We start from the raw sequence: 16,243 nt of genomic DNA, 5'->3' as shown, positions 1-16,243 counted from the left end.
CCGCCTGGTTCTTGCCCGCCGTGCCCGACATCAGCGAATTGGCGCTGTTGACCTTCAGGATGGTCGGGATCTGGCCCGCGAAACTGTCGGCCCCTGCCTCGATCATGCCAAGCGGCGCGGCATAGGCGTTCAGCCCCGCGTCGATGGCAAGCTGATAGTGATAATGCGGATCGTAGCCCGCCGGGTTCGGGGCAAAGCTGCGCGCCGGGCCGTGCTCAAAGCCCTGATCGACGGGCAGGATGATCATCTTGCCGGTGCCGGCCAGTTTCCCGGTCATCAGCATACGGGCAAGCTGCGCCTTTACCCCCGGCGTCTCGCCTTCGTAATTGGCCAGGATCTTGCGAACGGTATCGGTCATTTGCATGGGAAACTCCAGTAACGAGATTGCCCTGCTCCTTACCAGACCGTGCCCCAAGGGCAACGCCGGTTGCGCTAACTTCCCCAAGCGGGCCAAGGTTTCCGGTTTTTTGCCGATGCGCGGGGGCACCGCCGCGGTTTCGCCCGCCAAAACAGGAACCTTGCGCCGGTTGGGGCGTTTTTCGTCCAGACGCAGAGGAGACCCGGATGAGCCACAACACCGAACCCGAGCGCGCTGCGCGCCGTCACCCCGGCCCGATCGCGGGAATCATCATCGTGCTGATCCTCGTGGCGATCGCTGCGGTCTGGTTCACGCGCTCGGACCCTTCCGAGGAAGGCGACGTCTCGCGTATCGAGACGCCCGAGGCCCCGACCGCCGACGGCCCGCAAGCGGCGACCGAGCCATTGCCGCCCGAGGATGCACCGGCCGCAGCCGAGTAAGACGAAAAAGGGGCCGCAATGGCCCCTTTCGCTTGCCCGATCAGCGTTTGAGCAGGGCGGCGACGCCGGGCAGTTCCTTGCCCTCCATCCATTCCAGGAAAGCGCCGCCCGCGGTCGAGATATAGGTGAAGTCCCCGGCCACGCCCGCCTTGTTCAGCGCGGCCACGGTATCGCCGCCGCCCGCGACCGAAACCAGCTTGCCCTCGCGCGTCAACTCGGCTGCGGACTGGGCCGCGGCATTGGTGGCGGTGTCGAAGGGGGCGATCTCGAAGGCGCCAAGCGGGCCGTTCCAGATCAATGTGCGCGATTGGGCGAAGGTCGCGCGGATCGCCTCGACCGTCCGGGGACCTGCGTCCAGAATCATCGCGTCGCTCGGGCATTCGCCGGCGGGCAGCACTTCGGAGGGCGCGTTTTCCGCAAATTCCCGCGCCACGACGATATCGACCGGCAGGTGGATGGTGCAGCCGGTGCTTTCCGATTTCGCCAGGATCTCGCGCGCGGTATCGGCCATGTCGCGTTCGGCCAGCGACTTGCCGACCTCGATCCCCTGCGCGACCAGGAAGGTATTGGCCATGCCGCCCCCGATCACGAGATGTTCAACCTTCTCGATCAGGTTGGTCAGAAGCTCCAGCTTGGTGGACACTTTCGCGCCACCGACCACCGCCGCGACCGGGCGCTCGGGGTTGCCGAGGGCGGCGTCCAGCGCGTTCAACTCGGCCTCCATCAGCCGCCCTGCGGCGGCGGGCAGCAGCCGCGCGATACCCTCGGTCGAGGCATGGGCACGGTGGGCGGCCGAAAAGGCGTCGTTCACATAGACCTGCCCAAGCGCGGCCAGCGAGGCGGCGAAGGTCGCGTCGTTCTGTTCCTCGCCCGGATAGAAGCGGGTGTTTTCCAGCAGCAGCACATCGCCCGCCGCCAGGTCGCCCACGGCGCGCTTGGCCGGGCCGCCGATGGCTTCCTCGGCGAATTTCACGGGCTGGCCAAGGGCGGCTTCCAGCGCGGGCACCAACTGGCGCAGGCTCATTTCCGGGACATGCTTGCCCTTGGGGCGGTCGAAATGCGCCAGCAGGACGGGGATGCCGCCCTTGGCCTGGATGGCCTTGACCGTGGGCACGATCCGCTCGATCCGGGTGGCGTCGGTCACCGTGCCGTTCTCGACCGGGACGTTGATGTCCACGCGCGTCAGGACGACCTTGCCGTCAAGGTCGAGGTCGTCGATGGTATTGAAATCTGCCATTGGCTTGCGTCCTTTTGCGGTCTTTCGGGCCTTGGCGGGTTTTTCCGACAAGTTGACATTTTCGTCAACCGATCCCCGCCGCGGCAGGCGGTAATCCGACTTGTCCCGTTGTCCAGGACGGATGAAAGGCTTAACCCTTACGGGAAACCAAAAACAGAGGAATCGTCGATGGCCGAGATCAAGGACCCCGAAAACACCGTCATCATCGAGCTGAAGGACGGCCCGGTGGTGATCGAGCTTCTGCCCGAAGTCGCCCCCCAGCACAGCGCGCGCATGAAGGAACTGGCCCGCGCCGGCGCCTATGACAACGTCGCCTTCCACCGCGTGATCGACGGCTTCATGGCGCAGACGGGCGACGTGCAGCATGCGAATATGGAAAAGGATTACAATCCGGGCCGCGCCGGCACCGGCGGTTCGGACCTTCCCGACCTTCCGGCCGAGTTTTCCAAGCTGCCCCATGACCGCGGCACGCTTGGCGCGGCACGGTCGATGAACCCCAACAGCGCCAACAGCCAGTTCTTCATCAACTTCAAGGACAACCATTTCCTGAACGGCCAATATACCGTCTATGGTCGCGTGATCGAGGGGATGGAGCATGTCGATGCGATCGTGCGCGGCGAGCCGCCTGCCAATCCCGACCGCATGATTTCGGTCAAGGTGGCCGCCGATGCGTAAGGCGGCGCTGATCCCCGCGCTGGTCCTGGCGGCGGGCGCCGCGCAGGCTCAGGGCTTGCCGGGCGTGACCGATGGTCCCGGCCCGAACCTGGTGATCGAGGTCGCCGATGCCTCGGGCACGTCCAAGGGCCGGATCGTGCTGGACCTTTACCCCGACAAGGCCCCGAACCATGTCGAGCGCCTGGTGACGCTGGCCGGTTCCGGCGCCTATGACGGGGTGGTGTTCCACCGGGTGATCGACGGTTTCATGGCGCAGACGGGCGACGTGCAGTTCGGCAAGCAGGACGGCGACACCAGCCGCGCGGGCATGGGCGGATCCGACCTGCCCGACCTGAAGGCCGAGTTCAACGACGTCTCGTTTCAGGCGGGCACCGTCGGCATGGCGCGTTCGCAAAGCCCTGACAGCGCCAACAGCCAGTTCTTCATCGACCTTGCCCCGGCTGAGTTCCTGGACGGGCAATATACCGTGGTCGGCCAACTGGTCGATGGTTGGGACGTGCTGAACAGCATCAAGAAGGGCGATCCTGCCGCCAATGGCGCGGTCGTCGGCCCCGACTACATGCTGAGCGTGACGGTCGAGGAATGATGCAGGAAGGGGGCGCTGCCTGCGCCCCCTTTCACGGATTTCGCTGAATTGGTCGTGCTGTTGGCCGGCCCTGTCAGGGGGTGGCGACCAGCGCCTTGCCGTTCTGGATATGGCGGATCGCCAGGTTGCGGCCCCGCCGCCCCGAGGCCAGCACCCGCGCCGGCGTCGTCTTGTGGCCGTGGGCGCGCAATTCGGGAAACAGCGTAAAGATTTCCTCGACCGCCGCGGGCGGCAGGGCTTTCAGCGCCTCGGGTCCGGTATAGAGCGATTCGGTTTCCGCGCCGTTCGAGACCACCACCTCGTGCCGGTCGAACAGCATGTGGAAATATTCGACCGATTCGATGTCGGCGGCGATATCCACGCCCTCGACCTGCAAAAGCTGCTTGGCGGCGACCAGAACCTCATCCGTGCCGAACATCTTTTGCGCGATGCGCGAGCGCACCAGAACCCGGTGCTGCGGCGAGACCATCAGATCGCTGGACGGCAGGCCATTGCCCAAAGCACCCGCCACGATACGGATGGGGCGCAGCTTGCCGTTCCGCATCAATTGCAGCGCGGCCAGTTTCGTCGATCCGATCCAGCGGATGGGCTGCGGGCCGTTGTCGCGCGTCAGCACCAGATCGCCGCGCTTGAGGTCTTCGATGGTCGTGGGGCCGTCGGGCGTGTCGATCAGCGTGCCGCGGGCAAAGCAGGGGACGGGGGCGCCCTGGATGTTATTGGCCCGTATGCTGAGGGTGCCGGCCTCACTTCCGTCAGCGCGGAACACCTTATAGGAAATATCCTTGAAGGAAGGATCTTCCGTGCCGTCGTCCTCGACAAGATTGACCACCTCAAGGCGCCAGCCGTCCGGAATATTGATGGTGGTGTTGTCGTATTCTCCATCAGCAGGTTGGGAATCGACCGTAATCGTTCCGGAAAAATTCGGACCTATGTTGACGGTGACATTGTCATCCGTTCCGTTGTTGCCGACATTTTCATAGAATGCGCCAAAGGAATCTGCATTTATCGTGAAGTCCGCCATTCCGGCCCTCCGTTCATGACATCAGTAACAGACGCCCTTGCCGGAGCGCCGATGAAGTTGATGAAGGGGATGGCGTGTAGCATTCGCGGATCGCGGGCTTGTGCTGGCGATCAATCAGAAAACAGACGGCATTCCGCTCATCGAATCGGCCAGCGAAAGCTGGTCGATGGAATATCGTTTCGCCGGTAAGCCGCCGCCGGTCAAGAATATTCGCGTTATCCGAGGCGGCGGACAGGAAAAAGGCCAGCGATTTCCCGCTGGCCCGCCTTGTTGATGCCAATATGGTCAGCCGATCTTGACCATCCGGTGCTTCTTCTTGCCGACCGAGACCTTCAGCCCGTCGCCGATCAGCCCCGCGTCCACGGTCAGTTGCGGATCGCCGACGGCATCGTTGTTCAGCCGCAACCCGCCCTCGGCGATCAGGCGCTTGGCTTCCTTGCCCGAGGCCGCGATGCCGGTCTGGGCCAGAAGCTGCACCACCGACAGCGGCAGGGCATCGGCGCCGATCGTCACCACCTCGAGGTCGCCGCCCGCGCCGCCCTGTTCAAAGACCTCGCGCGCGGTCGCTTCGGCGCTGGCGGCGGCTTCGGCGCCGTGCAGCAGCGTCGTGACATGGTTGGCCAGGATGATCTTGGCCTCGTTGATCTCGGATCCTTGCAGCGCGCCCAGGCGGTCGCATTCCTCGACCGGCAGTTCGGTGTAAAGCTTCAGGAACCGGCCCACGTCGGCATCGGTCGAGTTGCGCCAGAACTGCCAGAATTCATAGGGCGACAGCATCTCGCCGTTCAGCCAGGTCGCGCCGCTGGCCGATTTGCCCATCTTGCGCCCGTCCGAGGTGGTCAGCAGGGGCGAGGTCAGGCCCCAGATCTCGCGGTCCAGGATCCGGCGCGTCAGGTCGATGCCGTTGACGATATTGCCCCACTGATCGCTGCCGCCCATCTGCAAACGGCAGTCGTAACGCCGGTAAAGCTCAAGGAAGTCATAAGCTTGCAGGATCATGTAGTTGAACTCAAGGAAGCTTAGCGACTGCTCGCGGTCCAGCCGGGACTTGACCGATTCAAAGGACAGCATCCGGTTGACGGAAAAATGCCGCCCGATGTCGCGCAGGAAATCCAGGTAGTTCAGCCCGTCCAGCCATTCGGCGTTGTTGAGCATCCGCGCGCCCGCCTCGCCATAGTCGAGGTAGCGGGCAAAGACCTGCCCCATCCCGTCGATATTGCGCTGGATCGCGGCATCGTCCAGCAGCGGGCGTTCGTCGCTGCGAAAGGACGGATCGCCCACCTTGGTCGTGCCGCCGCCCATCAGGGTGATCGGACGGTTGCCGGTCTTCTGGAACCAGCGCAGCATCATGATGTTCAGAAGGTGGCCGACATGCAGGCTGGCCGCCGTCGCGTCATAGCCGATATAAGCGGTTACCGGGCCTTCGATCAGGGCTTCGTCCAGCGCCTGCATGTCGGTGCAATCGGCCAGATAGCCGCGCTCGACCATGATGCGCAGGAATTCGGATTTGGCACGGTATGTCATCGTCTTTCCCTTTCTGATGGGGCGGATATACCGGCGGGGGCAGGGAAGGAAAAGCCATGAGAGACGGATTCGTCGATGTTCTGGGCATGATGTCGGGAACCTCGCTGGACGGGGTGGACGCAGCGATGATCCGCACCGACGGGCGGCGCATCGCGGGCTTTGGCGCCAGCGGCTACCGCGCCTATTCGGGCAATGAATCGGCGGTGCTGCACGCGGCGCTCGGGCGCTGGCCGGGCGGGCAGGGCGTGGCAGAGGCCGCGGGGCTGTCCGTCGCCACCCATGCGGCGCTTGCGCGCGACTTTCCGCAGGCGGCGCTGATCGGCTATCACGGCCAGACGCTGGCCCATGATCCGAAGCGGCGCCGCACCCATCAGGCGGGCGACGGTGCCGCGCTTGCGCGCGAGACGGGCCGCCCCGTGGTCTGGGATTTCCGGTCCGAGGATGTCCGGCAGGGCGGCGAGGGCGCGCCGCTTGCGCCCTTCTTTCACTGGGCCTGCGCCGATTGGGCGGTCGGGCGGGGGCGGCTGGATCCCGCGCCGGTCGCCTTCCTGAACCTTGGCGGCGTCGGCAACCTGACCTGGGTGGACCCCCGCGCCGCCGCGCCCGAATCCCCCGGCGCCTGCCTTGCCTTCGACACCGGCCCGGCCAATGCGCCGATAAATGACCTGATGCGCGCCCGTCGCGGGCTGGCGCGCGACGAAGGCGGTGCGCTGGCGCAGTTGGGGCAGGCCGACGCGGGCGTCATCGCCGCTTTCCTCGACCACCCCTATTTCCGCCGCCAGCCGCCCAAATCGCTGGACCGCGACGCCTTCGCGGCGCAGGTCGCGCAGGTGGCGGGGCTGTCCGATGCGGATGCCGCCGCGACCCTGACCGAGGCGGCGGCGGCATCCGTCGCCTGCGCGCTGGACTGGCTGCCCGCCCCGCCCGCGCAGGTGCTTGTTTGCGGTGGCGGGCGTCACAATGCGGCGATGATGGCGGCACTGGCCCGCCGCCTTGCGCTGCCGGTCCTGCCGGTCGAGGCGGCGGGGCTGGATGGCGACATGCTTGAGGCGCAGGCTTTCGGCTGGCTGGCCCTGCGTGTGCTGCGCGCAATGCCCACCTCGGGGCCGGGGACGACGGGCGTGCCGCAACCGGCCTGCGGCGGCCGCATCAGTTGGCCCGATCGGCGGAAAACCGCATAAGTGGCGGCAATGTCGTGCCTTTTCACGCGGATGCCGGGGAACGGAATCGGCGATGCGCGGGTTGATTGGCCAGCGGTCCCCGACGCGGACCTGCGCAGATCAGTCTGGAAAAGGACAAGAACGATGAAAACCTTCGTAATCGCCGCAACCAGCCTGGCGCTTTCGGGCGCGGCCCTTGCTCAAGTGTCCGAAAGCCCTGACCAGGACCCTGCGGTTCCTACCCAACAAATGCCTGCCGAGCAGGTCGATCCCCCGCTGGGCGATGCGGCGCCCGATGGCGCGGCCTCTGACGCCGCCGATGCCGCGCAGGACGCGGCCCAGCAGGCCGAGGATGCCGCCGCCGAGGCGCAGGACGCCGCCGATCAGGCCGAGGATCCCGGCGAAAACGCTTCGGGCGGCCTGGCCCAATGGGGGACCGAGACCACCGACGCGCCGCTGGATGAGACGCCCGAGGGTTCGGACAGCGCACCGGCCACCGATCCCGCAATGGACCCCGCAGCCGATCCCGTGACGGACCCCGCTGCGGACCCGCTGGCCGACCCTGCCGCCGATCCGCTGGCCGACCCCGCTGCTGATCCGATGGCCGACCCTGCGGCTGACCCGCTGGCCGATCCCGCCGCCGACCCGATGGCGGATCCCGAGGCGGCGCCCGTCGTCGCCCCCGATGTCAGCGCCCCGTCGATCAGCGAGACGAATCCCGGCACGACCGGCTCGTGGCTGACGAATCGCCGCATCTGGACGACCAATGGCGGCGATACCTCGGCTGCCGAAGGTGGCGGGATGAGCGAACGCCCCGAGGACTGGCAGGACATTGCCAAGGTCCAGGACGTGGTGCTGGACGATGATGGGCAGGTCGTCGGCTACCTGGCCGATATCGGCGGCTTCCTTGGTATCGGCGCCAAGCAGGTGCTGCTGGGAACCGATGCGCTGGTTCTGACCAATATCGAAGAGGACTGGTTCTTCCTGACCAGCTTCACCAAGGAAGAGTTGCAGGCGCTGCCCGATTTTGAAACGGCTTCGGTCCGCCGCTGAACGGGCGGGATCCTTCCCAACGGCAACAGGGGCGCCCCGCGGCGCCCCTTTTTCGACGCCATTCCCCCGTGGCAAAGAATTCTGCGCAAAACCGGATCTTGCCACTTGACGCCCCGCATCGGGCTGCGTAAACCCCACGCACTCTGGATGGCGATCCAGAGGTGGTCTGCGCGGTTGTAGCTCAGTTGGTTAGAGTACCGGCCTGTCACGCCGGGGGTCGCGGGTTCGAGCCCCGTCAACCGCGCCACCACCACCATGAAAATCGCCCGACCTGCGCGGTTGTAGCTCAGTTGGTTAGAGTACCGGCCTGTCACGCCGGGGGTCGCGGGTTCGAGCCCCGTCAACCGCGCCACTTTCAACGGAAAAATCCCGACAGCGCCGCCCTTCGCGGCGCGTTTTTCGTTCCGGGCCGCAGTCCGGGCCGCAATCATAAAATCACCTTGCGGCATGGCTGTGGGGCTTTTCATCCACTCGCATTGCCCTATGCTGCAAGGCAGTCAAGCAAGAGGAAGATCATGGCAGGCGGAATCGATTATGGCGGGATGATGCACCGTGCCATGCAGGGCCTGATCGCCGACGTCCTGCGCGAGGTGGCTCGGGACGGGCTGCCGGGCGAACATCATTTCTTCATCACCTTCGACACGCGCGATTCCGGGGTCGAGATGGCCGACTGGCTGCGCGAACGCTACCCCGAGGAAATGACCATCGTCATCCAGCATTGGTTCGACAACCTGACCGTGCATGACGACAGCTTCGACATCACGCTGAACTTCGGCAATGCGCCCGAGCCGTTGCACATTCCCTTTGACGCGCTGCGCACCTTCGTCGATCCCTCGGTCGAGTTCGGGCTGCGGTTTGAAACCCAGTCGGATGAGGACGAGGACGCCTCTGACGACGACGAAGGCGGGATCGAGATCGAGGATGCCGAGGAATCCCCCCGCCCCTCGGGCGAGGTGGTCAGTCTGGACAAGTGGCGCAAATAGCCCGCCCCTCATGGCGTTCGGCATGCAACGGCATGCGAATTGCCAATCGGTGGCCGGCGGTCTAGAACCTCTCGCAGATCGTTGAGGAGTTCCGTGATGTCCCAAACCCGCACCGAAACCGACAGCTTCGGCCCGCTTGAAGTTCCCGCCGACAAATACTGGGGCGCGCAGACGCAGCGTTCCATCCAGAACTTCCCCATCGGCTGGGAACGCCAGCCGGTGCCGGTCATCCGCGCGCTTGGCGTCGTCAAGCAAGCCTGCGCCGAGGTGAACATGGCAACCGGCAAGCTGGACGCGGAACTGGGCCGCGCGATCGTGCAGGCGGCTTCCGAGGTCGTGGCGGGCAAGTTCGACGACAACTTCCCGCTGGTCGTCTGGCAGACGGGTTCGGGCACGCAGTCGAACATGAACGCCAACGAGGTGATCGGCAACCGCGCCATCGAGATCCTGGGCGGCGAGATGGGTTCCAAGAAACCCGTCCACCCCAACGATCATTGCAACATGGGCCAGTCCAGCAACGACACCTTTCCGACCGCGATGCATGTCGCCATCGCCATGCAGGCGCGCGACGTGCTGCTGCCGGGGCTGGAAAAGCTGCACAAGGCGCTGGCCGCGAAATCGGATGAGTTCAAGGACATCATCAAGATCGGCCGCACCCATACGCAGGACGCGACGCCCCTGACGCTCGGGCAGGAATTCGGCGGCTACGCCCATCAGGTCGCCAAGGGGATCGAGCGGGTGAAGATGTGCCTGCCCGACATCTACGAACTGGCGCAGGGCGGCACCGCCGTCGGCACCGGGCTGAACACGAAAAAAGGCTGGGACGTCGCCATCGCGGCCAAGATCGCCGAGATCACGGACCTGCCTTTCATCACCGCGCCCAACAAGTTCGAATCGCTGGCCGCGCATGACGCGATGGTGATGTTCTCGGGCGCGCTCAAGACCGTGGCGGGCAGCCTGTTCAAGATCGCCAACGACATGCGGCTGCTGGGCTCCGGCCCCCGTTCGGGTCTGGGCGAGTTGATCCTGCCGGAAAACGAGCCGGGTTCCTCGATCATGCCGGGCAAGGTCAACCCGACCCAGGCCGAGGCGCTGACGATGGTCTGCGCCCATGTCATGGGCAATGACGCGGCGGTGGGCTTCGCCGGCTCGCAGGGCCATTTCGAACTGAACGTCTACAACCCGATGATGTCCTACAACGTGTTGCAATCCATGCAGCTTCTGGGCGATGCGGCGGGTTCCTTCACCGACAACATGGTCGTGGGCACGCAGGCCAATGTCGAGCGTATCGACCGGCTGATGAAGGAATCGCTGATGCTGGTGACGGCGCTGGCGCCGACCATCGGCTATGACAACGCCACCAAGGTCGCCAAGACCGCCCACAAGAACGGAACCACCCTGCGCGAAGAGGCGATCAATCTGGGCTTCGTCGATGCCGAGACCTTCGACCGCGTCGTCCGCCCCGAGCAGATGGTCGGTCCCGAGGATTGATGACGGGCAAGGTGATCAACCTGCGGGCGGCGCGCAAATCCGCCGCCCGCGACGCCGCCCGACGGCAGGGCGATGAAAATGCCGTGAAATTCGGGCGCACGCGGGCGCAGAAGGCGGCGGAGGACGCGGATGCCGCCCGCGCCGAGGCCCATCTGGATGCGCATCGGCTGGGGGGCGAGGATGATTGACCTGCCGCCGCTGGACGCGCCCCGCAAACGCTCGGTCACCATCGACGGGCATCGCACCAGCGTTTCGCTGGAAGATGCGTTCTGGGTCGAGTTGCGCAATCTTGCGCGCATGAACGGGATCAGCCCGGCGGGGCTGATCGCCGCTATCGATCATGCGCGCCCTCCGGACGTGGGGCTGGCGACGGCGATCCGCCTGTTCGTGCTGGCCGGGGTGAAATCGGCCGGGACGCTTGCGGCATCGGACGGCGGGGCATAGAAGCGCCCTCGATACATCATTTTCAGGACATACGGGAAAAGGGCACATGGCAGGCCATTCCAAATGGGCGAACATCCAGCACCGCAAGGGGCGTCAGGATGCGGCGCGCTCGAAACTGTTTTCCAAGCTTTCCAAGGAAATCACCGTCGCCGCGAAGATGGGCGATCCCGACCCCGAGAAGAACCCGCGCCTGCGGCTGGCGGTGAAGGAAGCCAAGTCGAACTCGGTCCCCAAGGACGTGATCGACCGCGCGATCAAGAAATCGCAGGGCGGCGATGCCGAGAACTACGACGAGATCCGCTATGAGGGCTACGGCCCCAACGGCATCGCCATCATCGTCGAGGCGATGACCGACAACCGCAACCGCACGGCGTCCAACGTGCGCAGCTATTTCACCAAGCATGGCGGCGACCTGGGGCAGACGGGTTCGGTCAGCTTCATGTTCGACCGGGTGGGCGAGATCATGTATCCTGCCGGCGCGGGCGATGCAGATACGGTGATGGAGGCCGCCATCGAGGCCGGGGCCGACGACGTGCAGAGCGACGAGGGCGGCCATTGGATCTATACCGCCGACACCGATCTGGCCGAGGTCTCGCAGGCGCTGGAGGCGGTTTTAGGCGAATCGGAATCCGCCAAGCTGATCTGGAAGCCGCAGGCGCCGACGATGATCGACCTGGAAACGGCCACCAAGCTGATGAAGCTGATCGACGCGCTGGAGGATGACGACGACGTGCAGAACGTCACCGGCAACTTCGACATCCCCGAGGAAGTTGCCGCGCAGCTTTGAGTTGCGCCGTTGCGTTTTGGGTATTTGGGTGATGAAGAAATCAGGGTCGCAGGGAATCTGCGGCCCTTTTCCTGATTGCCGAGGTCAGCGGGGTGATGGCGCCCGCGATGGCGCGCGTGACCTGCCAATAGAGCGGCACGTCGAGCGGTGGGCCGGCCAGCGGGTGCAGGCCGGGCGTCCGCATTGCCTGCGGGATCATGCCCCAGCCGAGGCCGAGGGCCACGGCTTTCGCAAAGGCCTCGGACGAGGGGATCATGTGGCCGGCGAGGCTGGGGCGATGGCCGGTGGCAAGCCTGGCCCATCGGGCTTGCAGCGCATCCTTGGCGTTGAAGATGACGGCGGGCGCGGTCGCAAGGGCCTGCGGCGTGATGCCCTGGGGGAAGTGGCGGCGGATGAATTCGGGCGTCGCCATCGCGAGGTAGCGCATATGGCCCAAGGGGTAGGCGTCGCAGCCCCCGACCGGATCGGGGTCCGAGGTGATCGCCGCCGAAACGTGGCCGCTGCGCAGCCATTCGCGCGCGTGGTCCTGGTCGTCGATCACCAAGTCGTAGCGCAGCGGCAGCGCGGTCATCGCCGCCGGGAACCATGTCGCGAGGCTGTCGGCGTTGACCGCGATCCTGAGGACCGCCGGGCCGTCAACCGGGCGCAATGTCGGCGCAAGGCCCTGTTCCAGCAGTTGCACCTGGTCGAGATGCTGCATCAGGCGCAGCCCCTCGGGGGTGCCTGTTGCCGGTGGTCCGCGCAGGATGAGGACGGCGCCCATCCGTTCCTCAAGCCCCTTGATGCGTTGCGAGACCGCCGAGGGGGTGAGGTTCAGGCTGGCCGCCGCCGCCTCGAACGAGCCGCGTCGGATGATTTCGGCAAGGGCGCGCAGGGCGGGATAGTCGAGCATCAGTTTTTCTTAATCATGTCCAGTTAATTTAATTTGAATGATCCGGCGGGCTGGGGCAACTGCTTGCTTTCCACGGGGTCGGAGGTCGGGATGCAGGCGTTTCTTGCGGGGTTTCTTTTCTGCCTGTCGCTGATTGCGGCGATAGGGGCGCAGAATGCCTTTGTCTTGCGGCAAGGGCTGGTCCGGCAGCATGTCCTGGCGGTGGTGCTGTTCTGCGCGGTCTCGGATGCGATGCTGATTTCGGTGGGGGTCTTCGGCGCGGGGGCCTTGTCGGGGCGTGCGGGTTGGCTGATGCCGGTGCTGCGCTGGGGCGGGGCGGCGTTTTTGGTGCTTTACGGGTTGCGGGCCTTTGTTTCGGCATGGTCGGGGGCCAGCGCGCTTCGGGCCTCGGGCGGGGCGGGGCAGGGCCTGCCGCGCACCCTGCTGGCCCTTGCGGCGCTGACATGGCTGAACCCGCATGTCTATCTGGATACGGTGGTCCTGATGGGCGCGGTTTCGGCGCGCTGGCCGGACAAGCATGGTTTTGCGGCGGGGGCGGTCCTGGCTTCGCTGAGTTTCTTCGCCGCGCTTGGTTTCGGGGCGAGGCTGCTGGCGCCGGTCTTTGCGCGGCCCGTGGCCTGGCGGGTGCTGGATCTTGGCGTGGCGGTGGTGATGTGGATGATCGCGGCCAGCCTGGTCTTGTGAATCGCGCTTGCCAAGCCCCCGGCCCTGGGCCACGTTGCCCGGCATGGGCGAGCAGGTGGCAGGCAGGAACGATCTGGCGGGAATCGGCTGGATGATGGCGGCGGGGCTGAGCTTCGTCGCGGTCAATGGCAGCGTGCGCTGGCTGGGCACCTCGCTGCCCACTGCCGAGGCAGCCTTTCTGCGCTTTGCCTTCGGGGCGCTGTTCACGCTGCCGGTCCTGCTGCCTGCGCTGCGGCGCGGATTTTCGGCGCGGGTCTGGGGGTTGTTCGCGCTGCGCGGCGGGTTGCATGCGCTGGGCGTGCTGATGTGGTTTTTCGCGATGGCCCGCATCACCGTGGCCGAGGTGACGGCGATCGGTTACCTCAACCCCATCATCGTGACCATCGGTGCGGCGCTGGTGATGGGCGAGACGATCTCATGGCGCCGTGCGCTGGCCATCGGTGTGGCGCTGGCGGGCGCGATGATCGTGCTGCGGCCGGGAATACGCGAGCTGGCGCCGGGTCATGTCTCGCAGATCGGGGCGGCGGTGATCTTCGGCGTCTCATATCTGGTCGCCAAGCGGCTGTCCGACCTGGTCCCGGCCTCGGTCGTGGTGGCGATGATGTCGCTGGTCGTCTGCGCCGTGCTGGCGCCGGTGGCGGCGATGAACTGGGTCGCGCCCGGCATGGTGCAACTGCTGGTTCTGGCCGGGACCGCCGCCTTTGCCACGCTGGGCCATTACGCGATGACGCGCGCCTTCATGGCGGCCCCGCTGATCGTGACGCAGCCGGTGACCTTCCTGCAACTGCTGTGGGCCAGCCTGCTGGGCGCGCTGGCCTTTGGCGAGGCGGTCGATGGCTGGGTGCTGGCCGGCGGCGGGCTGATGATCGGCGCGATCACCTATATCACCTGGCGCGAGGCGGCGTCGCGCCGCGCGCCGGTGACGCCCCCGGCGGTCGATGGGCCGGAACGGCTGTCCTGATCCGGCCCCCCGTTCAGTCGCGTGAGGCGACCAGCGCCGCCAGAACGCCCTCGCGGGTGACGCGGCCCCCGCCCTCGACCGGGGCCGAGGGGCGGGCGGAAAGGTCGCGCAGCACGTCGCGCAGGGGCAGGTCGCGGGGCAGGGCTGCGCCTTCGGCACTGCCGGGTTCCGCGACATCCGCCGCCCGAAGGACCTGCAAGGGGTTCATATGGGCCACGAATTGCTGGACGTAGGGGCTGGCCGGATTGGCGATGATGTCATGCGCGGTGCCGGTCTGGACAATGCGCCCGCCCTCCATCAGCGCGATGCGGTTGCCCAGCTTGAAGGCCTCGTCCAGGTCGTGGCTGACGAAGATGATGGTGCGGCGCATCCTGGCTTGCAGTTCCAGCAATTCGTCCTGCAAACGTGTGCGGATCAGCGGATCCAGCGCGCTGAAGGGTTCGTCCATCAGCAGGATCGGCGCTTCGGTCGCGAAGGCGCGGGCAAGGCCGACGCGCTGCTGCATGCCGCCCGACAGGTCGCCCACCTTGCGGTCGGCCCATTCGCTGAGGCCCACGGTTTCAAGCTGGGCCTCGACGCGCTGGTGGCGTTCGGCGGCGGGCAGGCCCGCCAGTTCCAGCCCGAGGCCCACGTTCTCGCGCACGCTGCGCCAGGGCAGCAGGCCGAATTGCTGGAACACCATCGAGATGTTCTTCAGCCGCAGCTTGCGCAGTTGCGCGGCGCTGGCGCCGGTGACCGAGACCATGTCCGAGCCGTCCCAGATCCGCACCTCGCCCCGGCAGACGGGGTTGAGCCGGTTGATGGCGCGCAGCAGGGTGGACTTGCCCGAACCGGACAGGCCCATCAGCACCAGGATCTCGCCCTGGCGGACGTTCAGTGAACAGTCGTGGACGCCAAGGACCTGGTCGGTTTCGGCCTTGATCGCGTCACGCTCCATCCCCTGATCCATCAGAGGCAGGGCGGCTTCGGGATGGCTGCCGAAGACGACGTTGACCCGGTCGATCTCGACCATGTTGCGTTGATCTTGCTGGTTGTCAGTCATCTTTGCGGCTTACCCTCATCATCCGGTCCAGCATGATCGCCACGACGACGATGATGAACCCGCTTTCAAACCCAAGCGCGGTATTGACGCTGTTGAGCGCCCGCACCACCGGCACCCCAAGCCCCGAGGCCCCGACCAGCGCCGCGATCACCACCATCGATAGCGACAGCATGATGGTCTGGTTCAGCCCCGCCATGATCTGGGGCATGGCGCTTGGCAGTTCGACCTTCCACAGCAGTTGCCGCCGGGTCGCGCCGAAGGCGGTGGCGGCATCGACCAGCGCGGGCGGCGTGGACGAGATGCCCAGATGCGTCAGGCGAATCGGCGCGGGCAGCACGAAGATCACCGTCGCGATCAGGCCGGGCACCATGCCGATGCCGAAAAAGACGATGGCCGGGATCAGGTAGACGAAGGTCGGCAGCGTCTGCATCAGGTCCAGCACCGGGCGCACCCATGCATAAAGGCGCGGACGGTGGGCCATCGCGATGCCGATGGGCACGCCGACGGCCATGCAGACGACGCAGGCCGACAGCACCAGCGTCAGCGACTGCATGGTCGGCGTCCAATAATTCTGGTTCAGGATGAACAGGAAGCCCGCCGCCACCAGCAGGCAGACCTTCCAGTTGCGTTGCAAAAACCATGTCAGCGCCACGGCCAGCAGCGTGAAGACCAGCGGATGCGGCCAACTGAGCAGATGCAGGATGCCGCCGATCAGCGACTCCATCGCGCCGGATATGATGTTGAAGACAGGGGCGGCATTGGCGTTCAGCCAGTCGAAGACCTGTTTCGCCGTCCTGCCGACGGGGATCTTCGTCGCCGTCAAAAGCTGGGTCAGTTGTTCCATTCGTTCTCCGTTCCGGTGCGACGGGCGTGATGCCCCGGTGGGTGGCCCTTGACGCCTGTCG

19 protein-coding genes, 2 tRNA genes and 1 pseudogene are annotated in these 16,243 nt (G+C 65.9%); 15 read left to right on the top strand and 7 right to left on the bottom strand.

All coding sequences use genetic code 11. From position 1 onward, the window contains the following. A pseudogene (locus tag Q0O97_RS04680) lies at positions 1–364 on the bottom strand (fructose-bisphosphate aldolase); the annotation flags it as partial. Between the two features lie 200 nt (positions 365–564). On the opposite strand from Q0O97_RS04680, the gene Q0O97_RS04675 reads away from it, so the two are divergent. Next, positions 565–798, top strand: coding sequence for a hypothetical protein (locus Q0O97_RS04675; RefSeq protein WP_294925600.1), 234 nt, complete (start codon positions 565–567; stop codon positions 796–798). A gap of 40 nt (positions 799–838) precedes the next feature. Here the strand turns inward: Q0O97_RS04675 and Q0O97_RS04670 are convergent, their stop codons facing one another. Continuing rightward, positions 839–2,035 carry a phosphoglycerate kinase gene (locus tag Q0O97_RS04670; RefSeq protein ID WP_294925597.1) on the bottom strand — a complete coding sequence of 399 codons (1,197 nt, stop codon included), beginning with the start codon at positions 2,033–2,035 and terminating at the stop codon, positions 839–841. Between the two features lie 168 nt (positions 2,036–2,203). Here Q0O97_RS04670 and Q0O97_RS04665 point away from each other — a divergent pair, with 168 nt between their 5' ends. Together Q0O97_RS04665 and Q0O97_RS04660 are read left to right on the top strand one after the other, a co-directional pair. After that, on the top strand, positions 2,204–2,710 hold the full coding sequence (locus Q0O97_RS04665) for a peptidylprolyl isomerase (RefSeq protein WP_294925595.1): 507 nt from the start codon (positions 2,204–2,206) through the stop codon (positions 2,708–2,710). Beyond that, complete coding sequence (locus Q0O97_RS04660; protein ID WP_294925592.1) at positions 2,703–3,296, top strand: peptidylprolyl isomerase; 594 nt, start codon at positions 2,703–2,705, stop codon at positions 3,294–3,296. Before Q0O97_RS04665 ends, Q0O97_RS04660 begins: the two co-directional genes overlap by 8 nt. Positions 3,297–3,369: 73 nt before the next feature. Here the strand turns inward: Q0O97_RS04660 and Q0O97_RS04655 are convergent, their stop codons facing one another. Next, the gene (locus Q0O97_RS04655; protein WP_294925589.1) at positions 3,370–4,317 is read right to left on the bottom strand and encodes a Hint domain-containing protein; all 948 of its coding nucleotides are present in this window, start codon (positions 4,315–4,317) and stop codon (positions 3,370–3,372) included. Positions 4,318–4,417: 100 nt separating this feature from the next. On the opposite strand from Q0O97_RS04655, the gene Q0O97_RS04650 reads away from it, so the two are divergent. Then, positions 4,418–4,591, top strand: coding sequence for a hypothetical protein (locus Q0O97_RS04650; protein ID WP_294925587.1), 174 nt, complete (start codon positions 4,418–4,420; stop codon positions 4,589–4,591). 11 nt (positions 4,592–4,602) lie between these two features. On the opposite strand, the gene tyrS is transcribed toward Q0O97_RS04650, so the two are convergent. Further along, positions 4,603–5,841 (bottom strand): tyrosine--tRNA ligase, encoded by a 1,239-nt coding sequence (tyrS, locus tag Q0O97_RS04645; protein WP_294925584.1) that lies wholly within the window; start codon positions 5,839–5,841, stop codon positions 4,603–4,605. 56 nt (positions 5,842–5,897) lie between these two features. On the opposite strand from tyrS, the gene Q0O97_RS04640 reads away from it, so the two are divergent. The 9 genes from Q0O97_RS04640 to Q0O97_RS04600 all read left to right on the top strand — a co-directional run bounded on the left by Q0O97_RS04640 (position 5,898) and on the right by Q0O97_RS04600 (position 11,759). Next, complete coding sequence (locus Q0O97_RS04640; protein ID WP_294925581.1) at positions 5,898–7,022, top strand: anhydro-N-acetylmuramic acid kinase; 1,125 nt, start codon at positions 5,898–5,900, stop codon at positions 7,020–7,022. 123 nt (positions 7,023–7,145) lie between these two features. Further along, positions 7,146–8,054: a PRC-barrel domain-containing protein gene (locus Q0O97_RS04635; protein ID WP_294925578.1), complete on the top strand. Its 909-nt coding sequence runs from the start codon at positions 7,146–7,148 to the stop codon at positions 8,052–8,054. 170 nt (positions 8,055–8,224) lie between these two features. Continuing rightward, positions 8,225–8,301, top strand: a tRNA-Asp gene (locus tag Q0O97_RS04630). Between the two features lie 28 nt (positions 8,302–8,329). After that, positions 8,330–8,406: transfer RNA gene (locus Q0O97_RS04625), tRNA-Asp, on the top strand. A 163-nt stretch (positions 8,407–8,569) separates the two neighbouring features. After that, on the top strand, positions 8,570–9,037 hold the full coding sequence (locus Q0O97_RS04620) for a ClpXP protease specificity-enhancing factor SspB (protein ID WP_294925575.1): 468 nt from the start codon (positions 8,570–8,572) through the stop codon (positions 9,035–9,037). A gap of 96 nt (positions 9,038–9,133) precedes the next feature. Next, positions 9,134–10,528: a class II fumarate hydratase gene (gene fumC / locus Q0O97_RS04615; RefSeq protein WP_294925572.1), complete on the top strand. Its 1,395-nt coding sequence runs from the start codon at positions 9,134–9,136 to the stop codon at positions 10,526–10,528. Next, positions 10,528–10,716 (top strand): DUF4169 family protein, encoded by a 189-nt coding sequence (locus tag Q0O97_RS04610; protein ID WP_294925569.1) that lies wholly within the window; start codon positions 10,528–10,530, stop codon positions 10,714–10,716. The genes fumC and Q0O97_RS04610 overlap by 1 nt, the downstream gene beginning before the upstream one ends. Continuing rightward, positions 10,709–10,972: a ribbon-helix-helix domain-containing protein gene (locus tag Q0O97_RS04605; protein WP_294925567.1), complete on the top strand. Its 264-nt coding sequence runs from the start codon at positions 10,709–10,711 to the stop codon at positions 10,970–10,972. Before Q0O97_RS04610 ends, Q0O97_RS04605 begins: the two co-directional genes overlap by 8 nt. 46 nt (positions 10,973–11,018) lie before the next feature. Further along, positions 11,019–11,759 (top strand): YebC/PmpR family DNA-binding transcriptional regulator, encoded by a 741-nt coding sequence (locus Q0O97_RS04600; protein WP_294925564.1) that lies wholly within the window; start codon positions 11,019–11,021, stop codon positions 11,757–11,759. Between the two features lie 40 nt (positions 11,760–11,799). Here Q0O97_RS04600 and Q0O97_RS04595 read toward each other — a convergent pair whose 3' ends face one another. After that, complete coding sequence (locus Q0O97_RS04595) at positions 11,800–12,651, bottom strand: LysR family transcriptional regulator ArgP (protein WP_294925561.1); 852 nt, start codon at positions 12,649–12,651, stop codon at positions 11,800–11,802. Positions 12,652–12,741: 90 nt separating this feature from the next. Here Q0O97_RS04595 and Q0O97_RS04590 point away from each other — a divergent pair, with 90 nt between their 5' ends. Then, the gene (locus Q0O97_RS04590) at positions 12,742–13,335 is read left to right on the top strand and encodes a LysE/ArgO family amino acid transporter (RefSeq protein WP_294925559.1); all 594 of its coding nucleotides are present in this window, start codon (positions 12,742–12,744) and stop codon (positions 13,333–13,335) included. A 43-nt stretch (positions 13,336–13,378) separates the two neighbouring features. Next, positions 13,379–14,296, top strand: coding sequence for a DMT family transporter (locus tag Q0O97_RS04585; RefSeq protein ID WP_294925556.1), 918 nt, complete (start codon positions 13,379–13,381; stop codon positions 14,294–14,296). Positions 14,297–14,309: 13 nt separating this feature from the next. Here Q0O97_RS04585 and choV read toward each other — a convergent pair whose 3' ends face one another. Both choV and choW read right to left on the bottom strand, forming a co-directional pair. After that, entirely contained in the window at positions 14,310–15,338 is a 1,029-nt protein-coding gene (gene choV, locus Q0O97_RS04580; RefSeq protein WP_294925553.1) for a choline ABC transporter ATP-binding protein, read from the bottom strand. Then, positions 15,331–16,182: a choline ABC transporter permease subunit gene (gene choW / locus Q0O97_RS04575; protein ID WP_294925550.1), complete on the bottom strand. Its 852-nt coding sequence runs from the start codon at positions 16,180–16,182 to the stop codon at positions 15,331–15,333. Before choW ends, choV begins: the two co-directional genes overlap by 8 nt. Positions 16,183–16,243: the final 61 nt, after the last annotated feature.

The sequence above is a fragment of the uncultured Paracoccus sp. genome, assembly GCF_945915435.1.
Classification (GTDB): Bacteria; Pseudomonadota; Alphaproteobacteria; order Rhodobacterales; family Rhodobacteraceae; genus Paracoccus.
Note: the sequence above shows the minus strand (reverse complement) of the source record. Positions and strands in the feature narration are given on the sequence as shown.